15 protein-coding genes are annotated in these 19003 nt (G+C 42.9%); 6 read left to right on the forward strand and 9 right to left on the reverse strand.

The window, feature by feature from the left end; all coding sequences use genetic code 11:
- Window positions 1-16: 16 nt before the first annotated feature.
- The 3 genes from NQ117_RS22010 to NQ117_RS22020 all read left to right on the forward strand — a co-directional run bounded on the left by NQ117_RS22010 (window position 17) and on the right by NQ117_RS22020 (window position 5449).
- Complete coding sequence (locus NQ117_RS22010) at window positions 17-2653, forward strand: M56 family metallopeptidase (protein WP_258280166.1); 2637 nt, start codon at window positions 17-19, stop codon at window positions 2651-2653.
- Between the two features lie 125 nt (window positions 2654-2778).
- Window positions 2779-4131: an ABC transporter substrate-binding protein gene (locus tag NQ117_RS22015; protein WP_258280167.1), complete on the forward strand. Its 1353-nt coding sequence runs from the start codon at window positions 2779-2781 to the stop codon at window positions 4129-4131.
- Window positions 4132-4141: 10 nt separating this feature from the next.
- On the forward strand, window positions 4142-5449 hold the full coding sequence (locus NQ117_RS22020; RefSeq protein ID WP_258280168.1) for an extracellular solute-binding protein: 1308 nt from the start codon (window positions 4142-4144) through the stop codon (window positions 5447-5449).
- A 157-nt stretch (window positions 5450-5606) separates the two neighbouring features.
- Here the strand turns inward: NQ117_RS22020 and NQ117_RS22025 are convergent, their stop codons facing one another.
- The 7 genes from NQ117_RS22025 to NQ117_RS22055 form a co-directional block, all read right to left on the reverse strand.
- A complete protein-coding gene (locus tag NQ117_RS22025; protein ID WP_258280169.1) occupies window positions 5607-6524 on the reverse strand; it encodes a putative RNA methyltransferase in 918 nt (305 codons plus the stop codon).
- Between the two features lie 364 nt (window positions 6525-6888).
- Window positions 6889-7458 carry a manganese catalase family protein gene (locus NQ117_RS22030; protein ID WP_258280170.1) on the reverse strand — a complete coding sequence of 190 codons (570 nt, stop codon included), beginning with the start codon at window positions 7456-7458 and terminating at the stop codon, window positions 6889-6891.
- A gap of 124 nt (window positions 7459-7582) precedes the next feature.
- Window positions 7583-7852 carry a spore coat protein CotJB gene (locus tag NQ117_RS22035; protein WP_258280171.1) on the reverse strand — a complete coding sequence of 90 codons (270 nt, stop codon included), beginning with the start codon at window positions 7850-7852 and terminating at the stop codon, window positions 7583-7585.
- A complete protein-coding gene (locus NQ117_RS22040; protein ID WP_375163114.1) occupies window positions 7849-8154 on the reverse strand; it encodes a spore coat associated protein CotJA in 306 nt (101 codons plus the stop codon). The genes NQ117_RS22035 and NQ117_RS22040 overlap by 4 nt, the downstream gene beginning before the upstream one ends.
- Window positions 8155-8223: 69 nt before the next feature.
- On the reverse strand, window positions 8224-8892 hold the full coding sequence (locus NQ117_RS22045; protein WP_258280172.1) for a peroxiredoxin: 669 nt from the start codon (window positions 8890-8892) through the stop codon (window positions 8224-8226).
- Window positions 8893-9064: 172 nt separating this feature from the next.
- A complete protein-coding gene (locus tag NQ117_RS22050) occupies window positions 9065-10390 on the reverse strand; it encodes an MFS transporter (protein ID WP_258280173.1) in 1326 nt (441 codons plus the stop codon).
- A gap of 19 nt (window positions 10391-10409) precedes the next feature.
- Complete coding sequence (locus NQ117_RS22055) at window positions 10410-12692, reverse strand: glycoside hydrolase family 3 C-terminal domain-containing protein (RefSeq protein WP_258280174.1); 2283 nt, start codon at window positions 12690-12692, stop codon at window positions 10410-10412.
- A 162-nt stretch (window positions 12693-12854) separates the two neighbouring features.
- Here NQ117_RS22055 and NQ117_RS22060 point away from each other — a divergent pair, with 162 nt between their 5' ends.
- Window positions 12855-14102, forward strand: a complete 1248-nt coding sequence (locus NQ117_RS22060; RefSeq protein ID WP_258280240.1) for a helix-turn-helix domain-containing protein — start codon at window positions 12855-12857, stop codon at window positions 14100-14102.
- A gap of 298 nt (window positions 14103-14400) precedes the next feature.
- Here NQ117_RS22060 and dhaK read toward each other — a convergent pair whose 3' ends face one another.
- Both dhaK and NQ117_RS22070 read right to left on the reverse strand, forming a co-directional pair.
- Window positions 14401-16167 (reverse strand): dihydroxyacetone kinase subunit DhaK, encoded by a 1767-nt coding sequence (gene dhaK, locus NQ117_RS22065; protein WP_258280175.1) that lies wholly within the window; start codon window positions 16165-16167, stop codon window positions 14401-14403.
- 5 nt (window positions 16168-16172) lie between these two features.
- On the reverse strand, window positions 16173-17303 hold the full coding sequence (locus NQ117_RS22070) for a glycerol dehydrogenase (RefSeq protein ID WP_258280176.1): 1131 nt from the start codon (window positions 17301-17303) through the stop codon (window positions 16173-16175).
- A 233-nt stretch (window positions 17304-17536) separates the two neighbouring features.
- Here NQ117_RS22070 and NQ117_RS22075 point away from each other — a divergent pair, with 233 nt between their 5' ends.
- Together NQ117_RS22075 and NQ117_RS22080 are read left to right on the forward strand one after the other, a co-directional pair.
- Window positions 17537-18652, forward strand: a complete 1116-nt coding sequence (locus tag NQ117_RS22075; protein ID WP_258280177.1) for a PocR ligand-binding domain-containing protein — start codon at window positions 17537-17539, stop codon at window positions 18650-18652.
- Between the two features lie 153 nt (window positions 18653-18805).
- Window positions 18806-18976, forward strand: coding sequence for a hypothetical protein (locus NQ117_RS22080; RefSeq protein ID WP_258280178.1), 171 nt, complete (start codon window positions 18806-18808; stop codon window positions 18974-18976).
- Window positions 18977-19003: the final 27 nt, after the last annotated feature.

Raw genomic sequence — 19003 nt, forward strand, 5'->3', positions numbered from 1 at the left:
AAAGGAATCATTGTCTATGAGTCAATTCATCCTCCTTATGCAGCAAGCCTTTGAATGGATTATAGAAACGACGATAATGGCGAGCTTGCTGGTTATTCTTATTATCTTAATTAAAGCCATGCTGCGAAATAAGTTAAGCCCGAGATGGCATTACCTAATATGGCTTGCCGTCGGACTTCGACTTATACTACCTTGGGCTCCTGAAAGTTCATTTAGCATTTATAATTTGCTCTTATTCAATAATTCCATCGAAACACCAGCTGCAAACCCATCAAGTATGGAAAGTAGTAAAGATTCTTCACATGCAACCATTACTACGAATACAACCGTTCCGCTTATCACGCACGAAGCCAAGAATCAGAGCCCAGCTGTAACATCACCTGATATCACATCTCCAGAATCTGCTCCTGAACCAACAAGTATAGTAACAAAATCCACACCTCTAGGAGAAGAGCCTCATCACGTCCCTACTTCTTTGCCTTCAGTACCTTCTCTACCATCAGCAATCGAGTCTAAATCCATTCCGTTTTCCTGGTTCGATGTTGCTTTTTTCCTATGGTTGAGCGGAGTAACTGTGTTTACTAGCTTTTTTGTTTTCGCGAATGTACGCATCTATAGACTAATTTATAAGCAGCCTGTAATTACGGACGCACAGCTCGTGGGCACATTAGAGCAATGCAAGCAAAAGATGTCCATTTCAAGAAACATTCCATTGGTATTGTCAGAAAATTTGCCTAGTCCTGCTTTGTTTGGCTTTATTCGCCCGCGTATTATTTTAAATCAAGCTGTAATAGACAGTCTTAGCTCTGCTCAGCTTCCCTTTGTTTTTCTACATGAATTAGCTCATTTGAAGCGCAAAGATGTATTGGTCAATGCTTGCATGTACGCCATGCTCATCTTGCATTGGTTCAATCCGATCCTCTGGTATGCATACAAACGAATGCGCGAAGATCAAGAGATGGCTTGTGATTCACTTGCTCTTTCCTATATCCAAGAAGAACAAAAATTTGAATATGGCCACACCATCATTAGTTTGCTGCAACCACGCCCATTTCGACTATCTAACTTAACTCAATTATCAGGTAATAAAAAGGAACTAAAGAAACGAATATTAACAATTGCGAATTATAAGCCATCCAATCGACGCTCGGTGGTAGGGGTAATAGCATTAGTGCTGATCTGCTCTCTTACACTTACGAATGCCAATGTAACTGCTAATGTGGATAAGAACTTATTGCAGACGAAGGAATTGAATAGCGAATCTAGCAAAGATTCCATCAACCGCAACTTCACTTCTTGGCTGGCTGATAAAAAACTCAACACCGAGCATGAAAGTGTTCGATTAGGAGCTGCTGCTGGCTTATCTGTCCCAATAACTGAAGCAGTAACGGATCAAGGAGTTACTTTACGATTCAAGGAAGTGTATGCGGACGCAAACGTCGTTGGATTGCATTATCGAGTCGAGCAACCTGACGGAACACTGCTGCCTGTAAAGTATGACACCACAGGGCTAAAACTAGTGGATCAAGAAATCATAGACCGTTGGTATGGAACCTTTAAGAACTTTGATCCATCCAAGATGAGCAAAGAGATCTGGTACTACGACGAGCAAGGAGAGTTAGCTGTATTAACTTATTGGGATTGGGATTGGAAACGTGGTATCAAAGGAGGCCCGTTCTACTTGACTAATACGACTGGGAAAATAGTCGGTCACAGTCAATATCAAGATAAAAATGAAGGTGTTGTATTCCTATCCGTGTTAGACAAAGCTTCAACCGATCCACTGCTCTTTCATGTAAACCTAACTCGTATCGGACATGTTAAAGGAAATTGGAAGAGAAGCTTTTCCATTGATCGCAGCTTAGCTGCATCCTCCACTCGTACGATTCCTGTTAGTAACAGCTATACACATAACAGTGGCATTCAAATGAAGTTGAATGCGGTAGACCTGCTCCCAAGTTCCGCAAAATTCAACTTTGAGTTGCAAAATGTAGACGAAGAGCTTATCGATGTACACACTGTTTTTGATGTAAAAGATAAGCAAGGCAAAGTTAGAACCCAATTATATACTTCGACAGCAGATTATTATTCTTTTGAAATACAAAATGAAAAGCTCAAGCCTGTACAAAAATGGAGCGGCTCCATATTTCCTATGAAACAGTGGCTTACAGAACCATTCACATTGGAATTAAAGAGCATAATGACCGTTCGACCGATTAATTTCCAAATACCTACTAGTATCGCAAAACTTCAGCATGAACCCGTACAAACGGAGAAGCATGGCGTTCAAATCAAATTAAGCACCGTGCAGATGAAAAAAGAAGAAGCCGAACGATTCTTTGCTGACGATATCAAAAACAGAATGCTTACGCCTAAACTTCCTGATAAGTTGAACGTGTTGAAAATCGAGCAAGAATACCCAAAAGATATATGGGTCAATTCCTATTTACAAGATATCCAAGGTAATATGCTGTACTCATCAGATTTATATTTGGTGGATTGGAAAGAAGGAGCCCATTCAAATAAAAGTACTACGTACTACTACTTTAACGATCTGAAAGATACAGCTCAGTTAACATTCCAAATGGATCAATTAACAAAAACGTACGAGGACGTCAATTGGGAAATACCAATTGACCCGAGCAAGAAGTAACCCTAGACGGAGTAAGGTCGAACCATTTTTACGTTGAATCAATCGACCTTGCTTCAGTCTAACTAAACAAGAAATTCGCATGAATTAATGGACTACAAAAGTAATCCAGAAGGAGATAACCCTTTATGAAGAACCGCCTTTTTAACTGTAAGATTTCATTTTGTACTTTCATCGTTCTATCTCTGCTGCTTAGTGGATGCTTAATGATCCCAGATAAACCTCAGCAAGAAGCCGAGAAAGTGAAGTTGAGGGTACTTGTGGATAGTGAATATTATTTTTGGAATAATTACGGGAAAATATACAGTATGCAATATCCAAACGTAGAATTTGAACTTATCAACCTATTTGAAATCGGTATGCATCCTATGGAACCATTGAATAATAAAGTCCTCGAACAACTTAAACAAACGTATAAACCTGACATTCTTATGCTTAGTACTCCACAATATAAGCAACTTGCATCTAACGGAATGCTAGAACCAATTGAATCTCTCATTAAAACCGACAATTTCGATATTGAGAATATTTTACCCTCTATTATTGATGAGCTCCGGTCAAAAGGAGGTGGGCAATTATACGGTCTGGCTCCTTATTTCAAGACTGAAGTTCTACTGTATAATGCTGACTTGTTTAAAAAATATGGAATTGAACCTCCGCATCATCAAATGACATGGGAGCAAGTCCTTCAATTGGCTCATCAAATGGAACGCGCGAGCAATGATTCAGTGGATGGACTGGCGATCACATATAGTGAGCAGCTTGGCAACCTTATTGTTCAGATGGGCAGAACAAACCAAGTTGCCTTGCTTGACAAGGCAACTGGACAGCCAAGGTTAAATATGCCGGAATGGAACCAACTATTTGAAGAAGCGATTCAAGCTTATTTAAGGGGTGGACTCTACTCTCCTAAAGAAGAGTCATCTTATTATTTTAATAAAATCCTAGAGGGAAACGTTGCTATGGAAAGAGTTTCTGATTTCGTATCTTTTCTAAGTGACAGCTCGCGTGCATTCGAAGATCAGAACAAACGCTTTTCATGGTCAATGGTAACGATGCCCGTCCATTCTTCCAATCCAGTTATAGCAAGTGAGATGCAAATAACGAGCATTTGGTCCATCTCTAGAGCATCAGCTCACAAACAAGCAGCGTGGGAGTTTATTAAATACTTTAACAGTGATGTTATGGCAAAATCCCAAACGTATCTCTCCTATTATGGCATACCTACTCGAACAGCTTATATTAAAGCCATTCCTAGCAAGGAATTAGAAGCGCTAACGAAGTTGAAACCAAATCCGAATCTACCCACAACAGCCGAGAATTATGCTGCTTGGTATCTTGAAGTATTGATTAATGAGAAGATTGAACAATTGACTGCGAATCCATCTACTCTGCATGAAACGATTCTACATCTCCAAGATCAATTAACAGAGAAAATGACTGAATATTACGTTAATGAGAAGAAAAATTCGAATCGATAAGGATGTGATTATGATGAGTAACAAATATCAAAAATCACTTTTAGGCATGCTTGTGCTCACTCTACTCATCATTAGTGCATGTGGAAGCAATAGGACAGACGTTCCTAAACAAGTAACATTGAAAGTGCTCACTGATCATAAATACGGGTTCGATAATAATTTCAGCACGATGTTTAAACTCAAGCATCCACATATAGAATTAGAAGTAATTGAGTTGCCATTCGACTATAATCTAACGCGTGGTCAGCAAGTTGAGCAGCGGATGAAATTCATCGATGAGCAGCGTCCAGATCTCATTGTATTTGCAAATGACCAAGATTATCAGTTGGCTGCTCGTGAAGGCAAACTACTCGATTTGGATATACACATCAAAAATAGTGAATTCAAACTCGGTCAGATATCACACATTGTGGAGAGTTTAACATCCGACTCCGATGGAAAGATTTACGGTCTAGCACCTTTTTTTGAAACGAATGTGCTGTATTATAATATAGACTTGTTCCAGCAATTCGGTATTGATCCACCCCATCATAAAATGACTTGGAAAGAAATCATACAGCTTGCAAAACAGTTTCCTAATAAAGGCTCCGAAACAGAGAGAATATATGGAATTTCTGGATTTCCTAGTGCAGCTGATCTGTTCTTCCATATCGGAGCAGCAGAGGGACTTTCATTATTCGATAAAAAAGCACAGAATCTGCACGTAAATACGAAAGAATGGGAGAAAGTCTTCCATACTACTACTGATGCGATCAGATCCAATGCTATGGATATTACACCTTCCGATGAATTTGTAGAAGATAAGTTTATAGAAGGCAGAGCTGCGATGAAAATTGATGCTCCATGGTTGAGCAGCAGTTTAGAACTTTCTCGAAAGAATAGAAAAAAATTCGAATGGGGATTCGTAACACTACCAACAAGTGAAGCCTATCCGGACTCATCAGCGCATATACAACCAATGGATATCACTACGATTTATAGCGCTTCTAAACACGTCGATGAAGCTTGGACTTTTATCCAATTTGTGAATAGTACAGAGTTCGCCAAGGTTAATGCTCACTATACTTCACTCAAAATTCCTACACTGCCACAGACGATTAATAAACAAGATGCTGAGCGTTCATCCGCCTACTATATGCTCAAAGCAGGCAAAGAGGGTAAAACGGCATTATGGAGAAACTGGCCCGGTTCTTTTCACCTCTCATTTTTCGAACTGTTTAATGCACAAACGCAGCAAGTTCTCGAAGGCAAGATTACTTCTGATGAAGCTCTGCATCAAATCCAGGCTGAAGGGCAGAAACTACTTACAACAAAATAATTGATTGCTAATGCACTAGAGATGTAGTGCAAACTATACATGGTGATTACTTCTATTCACGTTATTGCATCATCTATTTAAAAATAGCTGCCGAGAGTGATCTCGACAGCCAAGAAGAGGAGGGGAATGAATCCCCTCCTTGTTTTATGCAATGATTTCATTTATTTCTACCTATCAAAATAGAATAATCGAATGTAATCTCCATTTGTTTGCGCCTCGATAGTTTCCGCATAGCCTCTTCAGAAGCTCCCCAAGATAATGGCGTCATCCGAATAAGCTGCTTGATCTGCTCTTTATTTAAGGACGCTTCATATTGAACGCGCTGAATGTCCAGCAGTTGAAAATGACGTTTAAACAGCTCTAACGTCTGTTCATTCGTGTACATATCCTTATCAGTTTGACCATAAAATACACTTCTTATCTGCTGCAAATAGTTACTCTCAGGGATTACTTTTATGAACAAGCCATCATCCGTAAGCAATCGTTGAAACTCCGTATAGTTGGCAGGTGACAACACATTCAAAATGATATCGAAAGAACGATCTGCAAATGGACAATTGGCAATATCGGCTACACACCAAACTGTATCGAGAACTGCCCCATTTCTAGAAGCTAGGCTAATTCCTTCCTTCGCAATATCTATCCCCACACCAAGATGCTTATAGCTCGTATGCTCCGTCAATCTCCGCTGAATATCGGACAAATGCGAACCTTCGCCACAACCTGCGTCCAATATTTTTATCATACCGTGTGTCGTTCTATCGGCGTCTCTATATACATCTGTATATGCATATACAATCATTCTATACAATTGCTCAATCAACGGTTCGAAGAATCCGTCTGCACTGATCTTCTTGCGAGCCGCAAACAATTCCTTATCATACTTTGTGTTATGAGCACGAGATAATAGATTCACATAGCCATGCTTCGCGATATCGAAGCTATGACGGTTCCTGAAAACTAAACTTCGCGAATGCACTTCCATCACTTGCGAGCATATTGGACATGTGAAGACATGCTGATAATTCGTGATCAGACGTACACCATCATCTATTTTGATTTTATTTTTACACACAACAAAAACACCTCATCCATTCAATTTGGGAGAATGAAAAAGGCACAGTTAAATAAACTCAGGTCATATCCATTAAAAATGACGAGAGCCTATATCGCTGTACCTCTCATTAACGCAAACGAATGAATTTGATGATCATAAGTAACAACATCTCCAAAAATTAGATTAGAAGGAATGTAAATCTGAAATAAAATGCCCTTCATCTGCTATTATAGCATGCTAAAAAGTTCCTAATAAACTCTGCCCAATCTTTGCATTGTCAATTACACAGTCAGCCCGTAGGGGATATGTTCATCGTTCACCTACAGGCTGATTTATGTTCCATATAACAGTATCGTTTCCCTACTATTTGGGCTGGCGCTGATCAAAACACCTTCTGAGTCCCTTGATCATCTTTTAAAATTTCCACAGCTTCACGGAAACGAAGCGAATGCACAATTTCACGTTCACGCAAAAATTTTAAACTATCCTGCAAATCAACATCATCCGTCATATTAATCAGCCATTGATATGTAGCACGTGCCTTTTCTTCTGCGGCAATGTCCTCATAGAGATCCGCGATTGGATCGCCCTTAGCTTGGATATAGGTAGCTGTCCAAGGAATGCCACCAGCGTTGCTGTAATAAAGTGCATTATCGTGTGCGGCATAATTCGCTCCAAGACCCGCTTCCTCCATTTGCTGCGGAGTCGCATCCTTGGTGAGCTTAAATACCATTGTGGCAATCATTTCGAGGTGTGAAAATTCTTCAGTCGCAATATCTGTCAACAGTCCAATGACTTTATCCGGTATCGTGTAACGCTGATTCATATAACGAAGAGCCGCCGCCAGCTCTCCGTCTGCCCCTCCGTATTGTTCCAGCAAAAACTTCGCCATACGCGGATCACATTTGCTCACTCGTACAGGGTACTGCAGCTTTTTTTCATATACCCACAACGATAATCACCTCGCCTTTTAAGTACGCGTGCACACGTAACGGTTGTCATCATTCACATAAGTGATAATAGACGGAGTACCGCAATCGATAACTGCTCCCTCATATCTGCTGCACTTTGTTTCACTATATCTGCCATGGCCATGGCGTCTCGACCCATGTAAATGGAGTGCCAGAAGCAGAATTCCCAAAATTCATCAGCGGGCCATAGCGTGCTTGGAAGGCATCAGCTACTTTTTTGCGTTCCACAACATAATGGTTAAATTGCTGAATAGCCTGAGCATCACCAGGATGCGTATCCAAATATAAATTCAACTCCAACAGTACAAAATCGACCTCTTGCAGCTGCCTTAAATCCCGATGATATTCAGGCGTTTGGAATAGTTCTAGGTTCATGTCCCGTTCCCTCCCCGCTGCGATTGGTACGAGCTATACAAGGCTGGCCATAACGTACCATGTGTTAAAGCTTGGCTTAATGTAAACTGAGGCCAATTGGGTGGTTGAAAGTTAATGAATTGATTAATCGGAACTACATAGGACTTATAGGGCAGTGGCGGGCATGGATCATACAATCCACGAAAAGGGATATATTTGCGAACTTCTTGATACGGAGCGATATTGTTATTCGATTGCGGCAAGAGAGCTGCATTTTCTGGTTTCTTCGAGCGGTTATCCGGCTCACCTGCTTGGGCCATCATCGTCATCCTCCTAGCTGTTATTCTCTTTGCCTACTTCTATGATTTACGCTATGAACAAGACAGAATGTCCTATACCTGTTTCGTGCAGAACCACCAATCGAGGCAATCCATCTGACCTGCGTTCGTCTTCTCCATTCGCTCTTGCGCAGCTTGAACCGTCCTGGCTGCAGGCAGCAGTAGCTTGCTTCCGATCATGTCATTGTTGGGCCAGTTAGCAGGTGTGACCGCTTTGTGCGCATCTGTTGTTTGCAAAGCTTGCAGGGCACGCAATATTTCATACGTGTTGCGCCCTACCGATTCTGGATAGGTAAGTATAATTCGAATCGTACCTTCTGGATCGACGAAAAAGACGCTGCGCACTGTGCGTGTGCCGTGGTTGGGATGAATCATACCTAGACGTTTTGCTGCTGCACCAAGCCCATCTGCAATGATCGGGAACGTGATTTGGACGCCAAGATGCTGATTGATCCATTCGATCCATTTGATATGAGAGGAAACTTGCTCTACCGATAGTCCAATTAATTCGGTGCTGCACTGCTGAAATTCAGGCTTTAACCGTTCAAAGGCAACAAATTCTGTTGTGCATACAGGCGTGAAATCACCAGGGTGGCTAAATAAAATAAACCAACGGCCTTGATAAGCATCTGGGAGGGAAAGAGGACCATTTGTTGTCTGAACCGATATGCTCGGAAATCGATCCCCGATAAAGGGTGGGGACTGTGTGGATTGTTCTGTCATCCTTTTACCTCCAAGTATGAAGTTACGATACTGGATTGTATTCAGAAAAAAGTGCCTATACATATTGTCCTTATGAAAAAACGATGGAATAAAAAAGAACCTTCCGCCCCACGAGCATCGTGGAATGGAAGGTTGGCGCAGTGTTCCAGAGAATTGGATCATTGAGCTATTATTATAAAGGTTTCGTATGATGTACAGTACCCCCGGTTATTGCAGCACTCTCATGCTTCATTCGCTCTCCCACTTCCGGAATCGGTTTGAAAGCGAGCGTTCCGAGCAGCACACATACTGCAAGCGCGATATAGAAGAAGGTCCATTCTCCGATTCCAGTCATGCTTCCCGCAGCCAATAGTAAAGGCGCGATGGCTGGAACGAGCGATTGAGGCAGCGCATTAGCAACGTTCATCAACCCAAAGTCTTTCGCCGAATCTTCTTTGCTCGGTAAAATTCGCGCAACAAGTGCCATATCAACGGATGTGAAACATCCTGCAGCCAAACCAATTACGACAGCAGCAATAAGGAATGCAGTTATGCTCGGCACAAAAGCAAATACCATCAATCCCGCAATCGTGATCATACCACAGGCGTATAGAAACGGTTTCTGCTTACCGAATCGGTCTGACAACTTGCCTCCAATAATACTAGTAAAAGCGGTCGCGATCAAGGCGACAATTTTGATCGTACCTACGACATCGGTAGCTTCTGCCTGAGATAAGTCCATACGTTTTACAAGCATGACTGCCGTATAGAGCGAATAAGCAAGTCCCATGTTCACTAGAAATTTAGACAAAATCGCCCATGTAAATTCCGGATACTTACGCGGATTCGGATAGATTCTGCTAAGTTTCTCTTTCACGGAAATCTTCTCTTTTTCTTTCTGCACAATTGTCACTTTGCCGTCGCGAATAATAAACAAGCTGATGATCGGACCTACAACGCCAATGATCGAAATTAACAGCCATTTGGATGAAGTTGGAATCGTTTTCAGAGCCATCATCAAAATCATGCCAATCGTGAGGCTCAGGGGTAAGGCTAGTCCAAGAAGTCCCGAGATTGTTCCTTGCTTCTTCACTTCTACCTGATCAGGAATTAGCGCCGTATAGGCAGCCATTGCAAAATTAAAGAAGAGCTGCGCTATGCACCATCCGACGATAACCTGCCATATATCTGTCGCAAAGCCGATCCATACTAAGGCGAGACAACCCATCAGCGGTCCGACCAGAATCCATGTGCGTCTGCGCCCAAAACCGATGTTCGTTCGATCACTGATAGCTCCGCCAAGTGGATTTCCAATGATTGCAAATACTGCCCCTATGCCTGCAACGAGCCCATAGGAAACCTCATAGTTCGTCGGATCAATCTCTATCATTTTAAACGACAGCAGCAATGCCGCCGGCGTCATTAAGCTGATCATCATACAAACATAACCTAACATGATGCCAAAGGTTAATCTTCTAAACGGTGTTTGTATCTGGCCTCTAACTTCTTGGACCACCATATTTCTCACCCTTTACTGTTTAGACGTGTCCGTTGAGATGTTCGATTAATCCGTTTAGCATCTCTTCGGAAAAGCTTCCTTGACTGAAGTTGACGATTCCGCGCAGCGGCATATACTTGAGCATTTCCGCTCTCATCTGAGATGCTTCGTCATCACTATCTTCCATGATCCCTGCCAATCCGGAACGATTTGCTTGTACCAACATTTCCTTCAGTATCGGCGCAAGTACCGGATCCGCAAGCAAATCACCGAGCAGCGTATTCCGCGTTACCTGTTTACGGATTGTAATTGAGGATTTAACATAAACCGTATCTCTCAATACGATGTCTCTAGAAGATTTACCGATAAGAATCTCGAACTCGCCTTCTTCGACATGCCAATCTTTCAATTCCACGTTATAGTAAGCAAAAGAACGCTTGTTCAAAGTGAAGCTGACCACTTTCTCTTCTCCCGGCTGCAATTCTACTTTAGTAAAGCCCTTCAGTTCTTTTTCAGGCCGATTGACTGTGCTTACTTTGTCATGAACGTATAGCTGCACAATTTCTTTGCCAGCAACCTCGCCTGTGTTCTTAACGTTCACCTTTACCGTAAGGGTATCTGTATCTTGAATGGAGCCTTGATCCAGTACCAGATTGCTGTACTCATAAGTCGTATAGCTAAGCCCGTAGCCAAACGGGAACAATGGCTCAATCTGAAGCGCATCGTAGTGCCGATAGCCGACAAATACGCCTTCCTTATACTCCACTCTGTCTCCCTCACCAGGGAAATTCAAATAAGAAGGATTATGATGCAGCTCTTTAGGGAACGTCTCAGCCAGCTTACCGCTGGGATTGACGTCACCGAACAACAGATCCGCAATAGCTCCGCCCAACGCTTGTCCACCAAGATACCCTTCCAGTACTGCTTTCACTTTATCGATCCAAGGCATAACGACAGGCGAACCATTACTTAGAACGACAACGATATTGGGCTGTACTTCTGCTACCGCTTCAATGAGCTTGATATGATTATCCGGCAGGCGTAAGTGCTTGCGGTCGTAGCCTTCAGACTCGTAGCGATCAGGCAGTCCAACGAATAAAACGGCAGTATCGGCTTCCGCTGCGACTATCGATGCTTCCTCAATCAGACGTTCATCGATGACATCATTCTCCAACTGATACCCTTTCGCATAGGTGACCTTTGTTTCTTGACCGGATACATGCTTAACTTGTTCAAGGATATTATCCACCTTAGTTGGATTGATATGGGAGCTGCCTCCCCCCTGATAACGCGGATTGTGCGCGAATTCTCCAATTACAGCTAGAGATCCAGCTTTTTTCAGTGGAAGAATGGAAGCTTCATTTTTCAAGAGAACCATACTTTCGCTCGCTACTTCTCTAGCTAGTTGATGATGCGCTTCCGCATCAAATGAAGCATTCGCTTTATCGTTATCCACGGCTTTATATACGATTGTCAGATAACGTTCTACTGCCAGATCAAGCGTTTCTTCAGACAACTGTCCATTGGAAATGGCATCCATAATCTTCTTCGCGCCAATTCCATTTGTGGACGGCATTTCAAGCTCAAGTCCACTCGCGAGACCGGCCGCTCGATCATCTACAGCTCCCCAGTCTGATACGACAAAGCCTTCATATCCCCACTCATCACGGAGAATTTCGGTTAGAAGATAAGGATGTTCGGAAGCATATTCGCCATTTACCTTGTTGTAGGCACACATGACCGTCCATGGCTGACCCTCTTTGACAGCGGTTTCGAAACTTGCAAGATAGATTTCTCGCAGTGTTCTTTCGTCCACGATAGCATCCGTTGACATGCGGCGATGCTCCTGATTGTTGGCGGCAAAGTGCTTGATGGACGTCCCCACACCTTGACTTTGAACTCCTTTAATATGACTTGTTGCCATTTGCGTAGACAGATACGGATCTTCTGAGAAATACTCAAAGTTTCTTCCGCATAAAGGGGAGCGCTTAATGTTAACTCCAGGTCCTAGCAGCACATCTACATTAAGTGCCTGAGATTCTTCCCCGAGGGCAACACCCATTTTTTCGACTAGCTCCTTGTCCCATGAACTCGCAACCCCAGCCGCAGATGGAAAGCAAGTGGCAGGAACGCTATCATATATACCTAAGTGGTCAACCCCTTCTTCTTGCTTCCGAAGTCCATGCGGCCCGTCCGCTAACATAATAGAAGGAATGCCGAGTCTTTCAATATCTTTTGTACGCCAAAAATCCTTACCAGAGCAGAGGCTTGCTTTTTCTTCTATCGTCATTTGAGAAATTATATCTTTAAGGTTTCTTTTCATATTCAAGCACCCCTTATTTGAGTCTTAATAAAGTAATCGCTTACACATCTACGATACCTTGTTTCGTTATCATTTTATTGTATACAATATAGAAAATTAGTATATTTTTTAGTTTGTTTTTTCTTATTCAATCGTTACAGTATCTTGGGAGGCTTGGTTATGATGAATCAATTGAACATAAATGAGATGGAGTATGTATGCAATATGATCTATACGACTTTTAATCTGCCCGTATACGCTCTGAATTTGAATGGGGAGATCCTGTTCGAATACTCCGCTACTTATATCCATAATCCAATGTATTCCTCCAAGATGGATATGCTTAAACCGCAGTTTTTGACAAATAACCCACATGAATTTCCGGTCTTTAAAACGACAATATTTATGGAAAACTTTTTTACGATTACATGGAAGGATGAAGGAATATGTAAGGGAATCATTATTGTAGGTCCTGTTCTGTACTCGACTCTTAACGAAGAATCGCTTACTGGTATGCTGAATGACCTTCATTTATATAAAGAAGAAAGAATGCGTGAGTATTACGCGGCACTTCCTGTTATAAATCAATTAAAATTCACCAATATAAGCAGACTCATGCATTACATGATATACAATGGAACGCTGGATACGGTTGAGATTCTGCAGCAAAATGAATTGCTCCATTCAGAAGCTATTGAAATGGAACAACCTCAAGTTCATATTTCTGAAAATCGTCAGCATCATAAGTTTCACGCAAGTCCGATTATGGAAAAGAAAGTTTATCAATGTATTGAAAGAGGAAGAAAAGAAGAATTGATCGTTGCCATAAACTCCCTTAGCGAGACAGGAATATTCGGTAATTTGTCTCGGACAAGTTATGTCCGTAGTAGTAAAAATCTAGGCATTGGCGCTATCACTATGGCTACAAGAGCAGCTGTCCAAGGCGGACTGCATCCCGAGATCGCCTATACACTCAGCGACTTATACATCCAAAATCTCGAAGAGATTAAAGACAGCAGAACTATTAATCAATTTATGATTAGCGCATTATATGATTTTGCCGATCGCGTCGAAAAAAATCGTGAACAGAAATACTCAAGGCCGATTAACGCTTGTAAGTATTACATTTTCACTCATCTTTACGACGAGATTAAGCTTGCGGATCTAGCAGAAGTGTCTGCCATGAACCCGAGTTATTTATCAACGCTATTTAAGAAAGAAGTCGGCATCTCGCTCAGCGAGTACATTCTGCGTGCAAAGATTGAGGAAGCTATGTCGCTAATTGATTACACGCAACATAGCTTGTCTGATATTTATACGTTATTGAACTTCCATGATCAAAGTCACTTTACGAAAACCTTCAAAAAGTTCGTAGGCTTGACCCCTAGGGAGTATAAGAACCGAGTAGGGACATCGAACCTTATCTTGTAAATGAGTTATAAATAACTGAAACACAACAACGCACGTCCCTCATGAAGAGAGCGTGCGGATGGCAGTGGAAGGATAAGTATTAAGATTAACCAAACAGGTCTTTGAACAAAAATACCTTACGTGATGATTTCATGTTTTCTCCCAATTTTTCCGGATAAAGCCTACTTACATACTTTCTGTCCTTTAATCGCCATAAAAGTAATGCACCCCTAGAATTTTCATCGGTTAAACCTAGGGTTTTTCCAATGTCTATTCTAAGAGGTGCACTTCAATCAGGCAGAGTGGTTCTCTTTGGAATCTATTTTATTTCGATCACTTGAGCCAACTCTGTAAAGATAACTCCCAACGCGTAAGCTCCCGCATCTGGGTAACCAAGACTGCGCTCACCCACTGTACCTGCACGTCCCATACGAGCAACAATGGTCTCCGTATACTTCGCACCTTGCACAGCCGCTTCCGCCGCTTTCGTTGCCGCTGTCTTTATATCATCGCCTGCTTCTGCACTTTGAACCCAAGCATCCGCAAATGGAGCTAGAGCATCGACTAGCGTCTTATCGCCTACAACGGCCCCTCGTCCGAAGGAACGCTCGCCTGTATCTTGAATGCCTTTCACAACCGCTTGCATCATGGCCGCGAATTCTGGAGCAGATAGCTCTATCTTGTCGCCTGCTGCTTTGCTTGCTGCACGGAATGCCGATCCCCAGATCGGGCCGGAAGCCCCGCCGCAGTGCTCCATAATGATAAGCGAGCAAGCATGCAAGAAGTCACCGATATTCGCTGTATGATGCTCCATTATTTCTGCCCACTCGCGTTTCAATTGACGGAAGCCTTTCGCTACGCTCATCCCGAAGTCGCCGTCACCTGCATGCGAATCCAGATCGCAGAATGGAACTTCATTCTCAATAATAACTTCGCTCATTTTATCAACGAGGTAGATCAAGTTGTTTAAGGAGAACTTGTTATTTTGTACAACAGCATATTTCGAGTCTGTTTCACTGCGGAATGATACCTCAGCATCGGACTGCGGTTCCGCCTCTTCTTCCTCGAAGTGAACTGGCAAGAACTCGCCGCTCACTTGAAGCGCTGGCGTATGGCAGCTAGCCTGCAAGTAATGCTTCAGCTCATCGTTCAGCTTCATAAACGTAACAGAAGCGCCTGCCATATCAATGCTCGTCATATAGTTGCCGACAAACACTTTGAAGATCGTGATGTTCTTGTCTTTCAACGCATTCACTACCGAGTTAGCTAGCAAGTACAATTCTTGCAGCGGTGAAGCACCGAATCCGTTAATAAGCAGTGCAATCTCATGATGTTCGCTATCGCTAAGCTTCATATCACGAATAAGGTCCGCTACCATCTTGCTTGCAAGCACATCCGCGGATGCAATCTTTTCTCTGCGAATGCCTGGCTCACCGTGGATACCAACACCGTACTCGATCTCGTCATCGTTCAATTGGAACGTTGGCGTACCTTTCGCTGGAACAGTACAAGAAGTAAGCGCAAAGCCGATGCTTCTCGTATTATCAATCGCCTGCTGAGCAATGGCCTTCACTTCGCTCAGTTCTTTGCCCTCTTCCGCTGCTGCACCAGCAACTTTATGCACGAATACCGTTCCCGCTACGCCACGTCGGCCGACCGTGTACAAGCTATCTTCAACTGCGATATCGTCATCGACTTTAACGTAGTCAACCATCAATCCGTCTTCGCCTGCAAGATGGGCAGCATTTTTGAAGTTCATCATATCGCCGCTGTAATTTTTAATGATCATCAAAGTCCCTTTTTTACTAGCCGAAGCTTTAAGACCTTGATACACCTGAATTTGAGAAGGAGAAGCAAATACGTCGCCGCATACTGCTGCATCCAGCATCCCTTGACCGACAAATCCAGCATGCGCAGGCTCGTGACCGCTGCCGCCGCCGCTAATCAACGTTACTTTGTCTTGGTTAATGTCTTTCTTTTTAACGATTTTATATTTGCTATTGAACTCCAACTCCGGTTGCGCCAGCACAATGCCTCTGCACATTTCACGTACGAGCGTTTCTGGTTGGTTCATAATTTTTTTCATATCGTTCACCCTCTTGCTTTAAATTGTTGCCCTAATTGATCGGCTACGATCATAGCGCCTACCACGTCATCTGGAGTTACCGGGAATGGCATCGAATGAATGGATTCTTCTGGAATGCAAGCTTTTACAGCTACATTCATCAGTTCCTCTCTCGTCACCTCATGGACACCGATGTCCGCGAGACATACTGGCAATCCTACCGATACGCAGAAGCCCAATACTTCGTCGAGCTCTTCTTTATTTGCATTTTCAAGCACCAATTGCACGATTGTCGTAAATGCAACCTTCTCACCATGGAAATAATGATGCGCGCCTTCCAACGCTGTAAGGCCATTATGGATCGCATGTGCTGCTGCTAGGCCGCCGCTCTCAAAGCCTAAACCAGACAACAAAATGTTCGTCTCGATAATATTTTCAAGCGCTGGTGTCACGATATTTGCATCGGAAGCCAGCTTCGCTTTGTAGCCATCCTCAAGTAGTGTTTCATAGCACAGCATCGCTAATGCAAGCGCCGCCTTTGTCCCCTTTGCAGGCTCACCAACACCATCGTTGCGTCCGCAAGGAAGCCCTGCATTTACGTTGGAGTAGGATTTCGCTGTTGCTCTTGCTTCAAAATAAGTAGACAATGCATCACCCATGCCCGCTACAAGGAAGCGCGTTGGCGCATTTGCGATAACCGTCGTATCGATCAATACGACACTTGGGCTTTGCTTGAAGTAAGCATAGTCGTCGAACTCGCCTTCTGGCGTGTACAACACAGCGGAATGACTTGTTGGCGCATCTGTCGCAGCAATCGTCGGCACAATAATAAGCGCCTCACCCTCTGCTACGCATTTAGCTGCATCAATTGCTTTTCCTCCACCAAGACCGATTGTACAAGCACAATTATGTTCTTTCGCCAGCTGCTGCAAACGAGCCACTTCCTGACGGGAACACTCCCCGTTAAAACCGCTTTCAACGATCGTAACACCGTATTGCTCCATCGTGTGTACCAATTTATCTTTAACGCGTGCCGCATCGTCTTTACTAGCAATCAATAAAGCGGATTCACCAAACGTTTTGATGAAATACCCTAGATTCAAAATTTCATTTTCACCTTGAACATATTTAGCTGGACTAATGAATGCTCTTCTCATGTTAGTAATCCTCCTGTGTAGTTAATAGTATATTAGTTAGTCAGTGACATTTAGTTAGTATGATTCTAAGTACTTTTATTATAGGATTACCCAATCTAAAGATCATTGAACAATTAAGTCTAAATAAAGCGTTTTCATGTGCTTGATCGCGTTTAGATAGGACTATCTTGTCCTTCCATAGGAATATCATGCTATACTTATTTCAAGCGTTTAAACGGAAGATGGTGAACAGCATGAGCACACAACAATTTCAATTAGACAACATTATCGACTTGGAAAAGTGGCAGAAGCTGCAGGATTCGCTTTCCCTTGTCACGAAAATGGCCATCATTACGACCGACTATAAAGGCGTCCCCGTGTCCCAACATAGCCAATGTCAAAGCTTCTGCAAGGCAGTCCGTCAGGATGCATCCTTGTCTCCCTACTGCCAAAAATGTGATGCCAGAGGCGGGCTTGATGCCGTACGGTTGAATAAGCCTTACATTTATCAATGCCACTTTAATATTATAGATATCGCCATTCCGATTATCGTGCACAATCAATATATCGGAGCAATTATGGCGGGGCAAGTGCTGCTGAAAGACGATGCAGTGCAGCTGGAACAGATCGTCACTCGTCCTCCTAGTAAGGAAACAGATGAGAAGTTCCGCAGCTTGGAACAAGACTATGCCGCGCTTCCCGTATTGACCTATGATGAGATCACGACGATTTCCGATATGCTGTATCATTTGTGCAACTATATGGTGGAAGAAGCGATTGATAAAAATGCTGTGATTGAAAGCTACCGCCAAGCGCTAGCAGCAAATAAGCCTATTGGGATGAAAACGGCGGCTTCCTTGCTTCACATGAACGAGGATGCTACGGGCACTGCCCATGGAGAAAATACCATTCATCCAATAGATGAAGTGGGTGTTGAAAGAGCTGCGATTGAGGGTTCAGAAGCTGTGGCTCATCGTATAGATGACCTCGCTGATCATTCAGTTCATGGAGGAAAATCCCCTTCCCACCATAAGCCTTGTTCCAATTCGATGCTGCAACCTGCCTTTGATTATATGGCTGCCCATCGCAGTACTACGATCAAGCTAACGGAAATGGCCGACCTATGTCATCTCAGTCCGAGCTACTTTAGCCGAATGTTTACGAAGGAAACAGGGGAAAGCTTCTCTGTCTTCGTCCCACGTCAAAAAATGAAATGGGCCAAATCGATGTTGGAGACGACGGATCTATCTATATCGCAGATTAGTAATGAACTGGGATTCAGTGAACCGAGCTATTTTATTAAGACGTTCAAGAAATTCGAGCAGATTACGCCAGCCGCCTATCGCAAGAATTGTACGACAATATCATAATTGGCTTCACTTTGAACAAAAGGGAGAGGTACTAGCATGTACATGTACACAAAACAACATGTTCTATGCTATCCTCTCCCTATTCCTTAATTTCAGTACTATTTCTTGTATGTATGGATATCTATCAAGAGCAGGATAGAAAGGAGGCTTCCTATGAATGTGAAAGTATTGGAGATTGTTATTAGTATCATACTAGGCTTTTTTACAGGTGTACTGCTGAGCGACAGTTACGATATTTCTGTAAGTGGGCTTCATATTCTATTAGGCTGTATCTTTTGGATGCTTGTATTTATCTTTCTACGCCTGCCGTCCAAACGAGGCTGAGCAGCTCACTAATTATATAATTGTGCA

It is taken from the genome of Paenibacillus sp. SC116, assembly GCF_024733555.1.
Lineage (GTDB): Bacteria > Bacillota > Bacilli > Paenibacillales > Paenibacillaceae > Paenibacillus_B.

Excerpts from the sequence above, each read along its gene's own strand:
- NQ117_RS22080 (WP_258280178.1), top strand. The coding sequence starts at position 18,806 with ATGAATGTGAAAGTATTGGAGATTGTTATTAGTATCATACTAGGCTTT.
- NQ117_RS22050 (WP_258280173.1), bottom strand. The coding sequence starts at position 10,390 with ATGGTGGTCCAAGAAGTTAGAGGCCAGATACAAACACCGTTTAGAAGA.
- NQ117_RS22070 (WP_258280176.1), bottom strand. The coding sequence starts at position 17,303 with ATGAGAAGAGCATTCATTAGTCCAGCTAAATATGTTCAAGGTGAAAAT.
- NQ117_RS22055 (WP_258280174.1), bottom strand. The coding sequence starts at position 12,692 with ATGAAAAGAAACCTTAAAGATATAATTTCTCAAATGACGATAGAAGAA.
- NQ117_RS22060 (WP_258280240.1), top strand. The coding sequence starts at position 12,855 with ATGAATCAATTGAACATAAATGAGATGGAGTATGTATGCAATATGATC.
- NQ117_RS22035 (WP_258280171.1), bottom strand. The coding sequence starts at position 7,852 with ATGAACCTAGAACTATTCCAAACGCCTGAATATCATCGGGATTTAAGG.
- NQ117_RS22040 (WP_375163114.1), bottom strand. The coding sequence starts at position 8,154 with ATGATGGCCCAAGCAGGTGAGCCGGATAACCGCTCGAAGAAACCAGAA.
- NQ117_RS22075 (WP_258280177.1), top strand. The coding sequence starts at position 17,537 with ATGAGCACACAACAATTTCAATTAGACAACATTATCGACTTGGAAAAG.
- NQ117_RS22010 (WP_258280166.1), top strand. The coding sequence starts at position 17 with ATGAGTCAATTCATCCTCCTTATGCAGCAAGCCTTTGAATGGATTATA.
- NQ117_RS22015 (WP_258280167.1), top strand. The coding sequence starts at position 2,779 with ATGAAGAACCGCCTTTTTAACTGTAAGATTTCATTTTGTACTTTCATC.
- NQ117_RS22045 (WP_258280172.1), bottom strand. The coding sequence starts at position 8,892 with ATGACAGAACAATCCACACAGTCCCCACCCTTTATCGGGGATCGATTT.
- dhaK (WP_258280175.1), bottom strand. The coding sequence starts at position 16,167 with ATGAAAAAAATTATGAACCAACCAGAAACGCTCGTACGTGAAATGTGC.
- NQ117_RS22020 (WP_258280168.1), top strand. The coding sequence starts at position 4,142 with ATGATGAGTAACAAATATCAAAAATCACTTTTAGGCATGCTTGTGCTC.